This is a genomic window from Streptomyces sp. NPDC001750 (assembly GCF_042892615.1).
In the GTDB taxonomy this organism is placed as follows: Bacteria; Actinomycetota; Actinomycetes; order Streptomycetales; family Streptomycetaceae; genus Streptomyces.
In genome coordinates, this window is the sequence record NZ_JBIAUE010000078.1 from 1 (window position 1) to 5,174 (window position 5,174).

The 5,174-nt window shown below is 66.7% G+C and carries 3 protein-coding genes and 2 pseudogenes; 3 read left to right on the top strand and 2 right to left on the bottom strand.

Going from position 1 to position 5,174, the window contains the following annotated elements; genetic code table 11:
* A pseudogene (locus ACFYY6_RS38180) lies at window positions 1–304 on the bottom strand (hypothetical protein); the annotation flags it as partial.
* 195 nt (window positions 305–499) lie between these two features.
* On the opposite strand from ACFYY6_RS38180, the pseudogene ACFYY6_RS38185 reads away from it, so the two are divergent.
* Window positions 500–655, top strand: a pseudogene (locus tag ACFYY6_RS38185) (helicase associated domain-containing protein); the annotation flags it as partial.
* Between the two features lie 312 nt (window positions 656–967).
* Here ACFYY6_RS38185 and ACFYY6_RS38190 read toward each other — a convergent pair.
* Entirely contained in the window at window positions 968–3,046 is a 2,079-nt protein-coding gene (locus ACFYY6_RS38190) for an ATP-binding protein (RefSeq protein WP_389197752.1), read from the bottom strand.
* Between the two features lie 239 nt (window positions 3,047–3,285).
* Here ACFYY6_RS38190 and ACFYY6_RS38195 point away from each other — a divergent pair, with 239 nt between their 5' ends.
* Together ACFYY6_RS38195 and ACFYY6_RS38200 are read left to right on the top strand one after the other, a co-directional pair.
* On the top strand, window positions 3,286–3,819 hold the full coding sequence (locus ACFYY6_RS38195) for a competence protein CoiA family protein (RefSeq protein WP_389197755.1): 534 nt from the start codon (window positions 3,286–3,288) through the stop codon (window positions 3,817–3,819).
* The gene (locus ACFYY6_RS38200) at window positions 3,803–5,083 is read left to right on the top strand and encodes a DUF6207 family protein (protein WP_389197757.1); all 1,281 of its coding nucleotides are present in this window, start codon (window positions 3,803–3,805) and stop codon (window positions 5,081–5,083) included. Before ACFYY6_RS38195 ends, ACFYY6_RS38200 begins: the two co-directional genes overlap by 17 nt.
* Window positions 5,084–5,174: the final 91 nt, after the last annotated feature.

Genomic DNA, 5,174 nt, shown 5'->3' on the forward strand with positions numbered 1-5,174 from the left:
GGCCGGCCTCGTCGCGCCGCCCGGCGAGCTCGGCTATGTACTGCTCAACCTCGGCTTCCAGTGCGGCGGCCAGCACCCGCCGAGCGCCCTCCCGGGGGATCTCATCGATCAGCCCCGGGCCGATCCACAGGTTCTGAGCATTGCTCCTTCCCCTCCCGCCGCAGGGCCAGCAGACGACGCACCGCCGGTCCCCGCAGCGCCCGAACCGACACAGCCGGCAAAACCCCACTCGAACCACCACCCACCCCTTCCAGGGTTGGATCCCGCTCTCCCTGATCCACACCCTGAGCACACCAACACCCATCGCCCAGCGGATCAGAACTCACGAAACTGAGACAGCGTCACCCCTCACGCGATAACGCTCCACGACAGCGATACTCTGTGGATCTCTCACCTCCAGGACAGTGAGCCCTCAGCCCCGAAACAACCCATGACCAGCATCAACACCCCCCAAACCCCACTGTCTCTCACCCCGCTGTGACAAAACCGAGAGATCGCACCACGCGGCCATGGGGAGGAAATCTCGGTCGACGGCGAGGCGGAGCCGATGGCCGTGAAGCTGGGCGTGTGGGTGTCGAACACCAAGTCCCGGCGCGACAAGCTCACGGCGGAGCAACTGGACGCGCTGCGCAAGCTAGGCATCGACTGGGCGTAGGGCCGGACGTCGAAGGGGGCCAGTCAGAACAGCCCGCGACTGGCCCCCTTCTTCGTGTCTCAGTGCGAGGCGCGCTCGTAGCTGACGATGGCGTCTGCCAGATGGCGCTGGCGTCAAACCCGCCGAGGCGCCGTCTCCCGCCCCGGCGACCGGGCGTACGGCGAAAGGGGCCAGCAAGGCACAGTAGGCGTTCCAGCAATGCCTTGCGGCCCTCGCGCAGTGGGTCGAACGGGAAGGCGCGGCCCGGTCGGTACGTTTGTGTTGTTGGCCGGTCGCCGCAGGATCGCGGCGCAATACGAGGCCTCTGCTGACTCAGGACTGGAGCTCCGCCGCGTCTCGGGGCTGCGACGAGCCCGGTGTGTGACTATCCGTGTCGCAGCTGGACGCCGCCGTGGCGGACTGGCCTTCCGCCGCGAGAAACTCCGGAATGAAGTGTGAGTAGCTCTCGCGTAGGTGCTGCGTGACACGGTCGTCGGTCGCCTCGTAGTTCAGCTGCTCCTGGAAGAACCGCAGCTTCTTCTCCCCAGCGTCGAGGATCTCGCCCCAGCTCTTGACCCAGACTTCGTAGTCGTCCTGTACGTCGGCGAGGCCGGCGGGGCGGTCCTTCTGCCTGATGTCGCGAAGGATCTTGTCTGAGTAGTCGTAGGTGACGAGGTAGAAGCGCCACTTGGAGCCCACCCCGCTGTACTGGGGGTCGTCAATGATGGCCCGGGCGTAGCCCTTGATCTGGTCGAGTTCTTTCGGGCCGACCTTCACCGTGGGTCGCTTGAGCTCGATGACGAGGCGCTCGGTGGAGTTGTCGTCCTTGCGGCTGCGGAACAGCAGGATGTCGACGCGGCCTTTGCGCCCGTCCGGCTGGGTAACGGCTTCGAGCTCGTGCTCCAGGACCACGTCTTCACCGAGATGGTCTTCCAGGTGGGCTTGGAGGACGTTGGTGAGTCCCAGCTCGCTCCTGGTCATGTTCCAGTCTTCGCCGAACATCCAGAGGTTCTTGGCGACCATGGGATGGAGCTGGTCGACTTCGCGGAGATCCTTGCGGAGTCGTTCGTCGGCGAGCATCTTGCGCAGGGCCTGGATGAAGTTCAACCGGTTGGTGACGGTGGTTGCCGCGCCGATCACGTGGGTCAGGTCGGTGCTGTCCAGGAGGTTCTTCAGGTGCCGGCGGTCGTCTTCACTGAGCGCCAGGACCTTTTCGAGGATGGTGTGGAGATCACCGGGGTTGCTCTCCAGAGCGGTGCGGATGAGGTTTACGGAGAGGCTCCGGGCCGCCTTCTTGTTGGGAAGCGCATGGCGGGCGGCGGTGATGACGACGTCGAAGGTCTGGCGCTCTATGGCGAGCGCGCCGGTTGCCGGCCGGTCGTCGTAGGGGTAGATGCCTTCGGTCTTCAGCTTCCGCACGACCTCTGCCGAGATCTGGGCGCCGCGAATGGCCAGGTGGTGTTGGACAGCCTTGACGGCCGCGTCCAGGAGGCCGGAGTGAGACATGGTCAGGCCGTGGAGGTCGTCGCCGGAGAGACCGTTGAACAGGTTGGAACGCAGATAGGGGGTGAAGCTGATGATGCCGTCGGACCAGTCGCTGCCGTGCTCGCCGAGGGCGATGCCGTCGGCGTTGCAGATGAGCATCTTGCGGTCGCTCATCCGCTTGTTCCACTCGACAAAGGTCACGACCGGGGGTGGGTCCTCGCCGGCGTAGTCCTCTGGCAGTTCCAGCTCCAGATCGATGGGTTCGCCGACAATAATGTCGCTGGGGTCGAGCCGTTTGCCGTCGAACGTGACGTGCGCGTTCGGGTAGGCCCGGAGGTAGAACGCCAGCTTCGCGGTGAGGTTCGCGGCTGCGTCGTCGCGCTCCAGGCGGCTCAGGGGCTTGCCCTGGGGTACAGAGATGCGGACTGTCGTGCCCGGCTTTCCCCGGGTCGGCTCTGTCTCCTCAACCTGCCAGATGGTGGCGTGGTCAGCGTTGCCGCGGACCCGGACCCCGACCACGCCGTCATCGACCATGGCCGCCGACTCCCAGGTGAGCCGGTCGCCCAGGGCGAAGGCGAAAAGGCGGCCTTCACCGTTGCGGCCATGCAGGATGCGTTCCCCGCCCTTGGTGTGTGTCCTGCTGGTCTTCCAGGTGGTGCCGTATGACTGGAAGGCGGTTCGTGCTCGCTCAGGTGTCATGCCATGACCGTTGTCGGTCACCACGATGTCGGTGATCGCCTCCATGACGGAGCGGCGCAGTTCGACGTGGACCTCGGTGGCGTTGGCGTCCAGGGCGTTCCACACCAGTTCGGCGACCGCCGTGATCTGGGGCTTCCTCTTGAACTGGAGAATCTTGCGCTCGCCGACCGAGAGCTCAAACTCCGTTAGCGGTGGTCCGCTCTGCGGCGGTAATTCGGCGCTGACCACGCCAACTCCTGTGCGAGCAGCGTCTTGTGTGTTGTGTTCTCCAGACATGTGGTGACCGTACCGGTTTCGTACAGTGCGGTACACATCGCCTTGCGTGATGGGTGAAGCGCCTCAACGATCGCGGGCTCGGTCGGCGCTTCCGCCCCCACGGGCCAGGGCGGATTGTCAGTGCTGACTGCTATCTCCATTCAGGCCTGGTTGGAAGCCATATGCGCCGTATCACCTAGGAGATGCGCTTCATGCCCTTCACCGCACTGCACCCCGAAGCCGGACGCATCGACGCCACCTTGCCCGACCTCGGAGCCAGCCTGGAATGGTCCCGGGTCTACAAGCTCTCGCCTCGCGTCGCCCTCACCTGTCCTGAGTGCGCGTGGGGTGTACACGCCAAGCACTCTCCGAACCGCGTGCGATTCTTCTGCCACGACGGCGGGCGGCCGCCGGAGTGCACCCTGGCGAACGAGTCCTGGGAACACCACATGCTCAAGCTGGAGATGGCCGGAGCCATTCGCGCGGCCGGCTGGTTCGCCGAGCTTGAGGTCGCCGCCGCCGACGGCTCCTGGCGGGCCGACGTGATGGCGACCTCGCCCGACAGCGAGCGGCGCATGGCGTGGGAGGCGCAGCTTTCCCCGATCACGGTGGAAGACATCACGGCGCGCACCGACCGGTACACGGCCGAAGGCGTCGCCGTGTGCTGGGTGTCCCCCCCACAAGCGCCCGCCGGTGTGGCTGGGGGCTGTACCGTCCGTGCGTGTACGGATGCCCGAGGAAGCTGACGAGTCCTGGGTCGTGGACGACGGTCTCGGCAGCTTCGTCTCCAGCGGGTGGTTCTTCCAGGAGGCGGAACTGGCCCAGTTCGTGAGGTGGGTCCTTCGCGGTCAGCTGCGCCCCTGGCGGAGCCTGCCGCGTCACCGCGAGGTGATGCGAATCGTCGGCGAGGAGCATCACTGGTTTGTCCGCGACCTGTGGTGGACCTCCCGCCAGTCCGCAGAGGCGCAGAACGAGTACGAACGGGAGCGGGAGCAGCGGGCGGAGGACGCGCGACAGCGTGAGGCCCGAAGGCAGGAGCTGGAGACCGCGTCCAGGGAGCGCCGCAAGGTGTGGCTGGCCTCCCCCGCTGGTCAGAAGGCCCAGAGAAGGCGCCACGAAGCCAAGGTGCAGAGGGACGCGCAGAAGCTGGAGCAGAAGGTATCCGCCCGTCGGCTTCGGACGCGGCGCGAAGAGGAAGAATCCCGGCATCGGGCAGCGCTTCGAGAACGCCAGGTCCTGGAGGAGTTTATGCAGGAGCAGAGGCGCGATGCCCAGCGGCAGGCCGCCCTGCAGGAACTGGAGCTGCGGGCCCGAGCCACTGCAGAGGAGTGGTGGGCGCTGCTATCTCGCCCGCAGGTCGAGGAGCTGTTCAGAGCCGTTGTCGACGCGGCGTGGAGGCGCGAACAGGTTCGGGTTCGGATTCCCGAGGGCGGCGGCGTCGCGGCGAACTTCGCCTACGGGATTCCGGTGCACGCCTTCAACCGACTGTACGGAATCGTGCGTCCCTGCCCGGAGTTGCTCCCCCTCTCCCCCCAGCTGATCTACCAGCAGGTCTTCGCCCGTGACGCGGAGGAGGCCCGGGCTTTGGAGGCGGGCGGCCTGCGCCCCGAAGACCGCAGGCCCGCGCAGGAGTGCAGCCTTACGGGGGCCCTGGCCGCTGGGGCATTGGCGTGGCTCCCGGGCAGTGGTGCAGCCGGCCCGGTCCTGTCGGCGGGCGCGACTGCCCTTCATGTCTACGGGCCAGGGGCGGGTCGTGCGAGCGGTACTGGTCGGGTCGGTGACCGGGCTCCCTCGTACGGATGCTCCCTGTCCGGCCGGCGAACCGCCGGGCCGGGGCTTGTAGTCATGGACATCACCGCCGCGGACGAGGACACCCTGCGCGCGGTGATGGACGGCCTCCAGCGGCAGTGGGCAACCTCCGGTATCGCCCCGGTGCGGCGCCTTCCAGGTGAGCCCGGGGTCCGGGCACGGGTGTACGCCGACGTGCATCGCCCCGGCCCGGCTAACTAGGGCACGTATTTGGTTGTGATCAATTTGCGGGACTGGCCCTCGCGGCTGGGCCTGATCCGGTAGATCTTGTTGTGTGACACGGATGCAACTG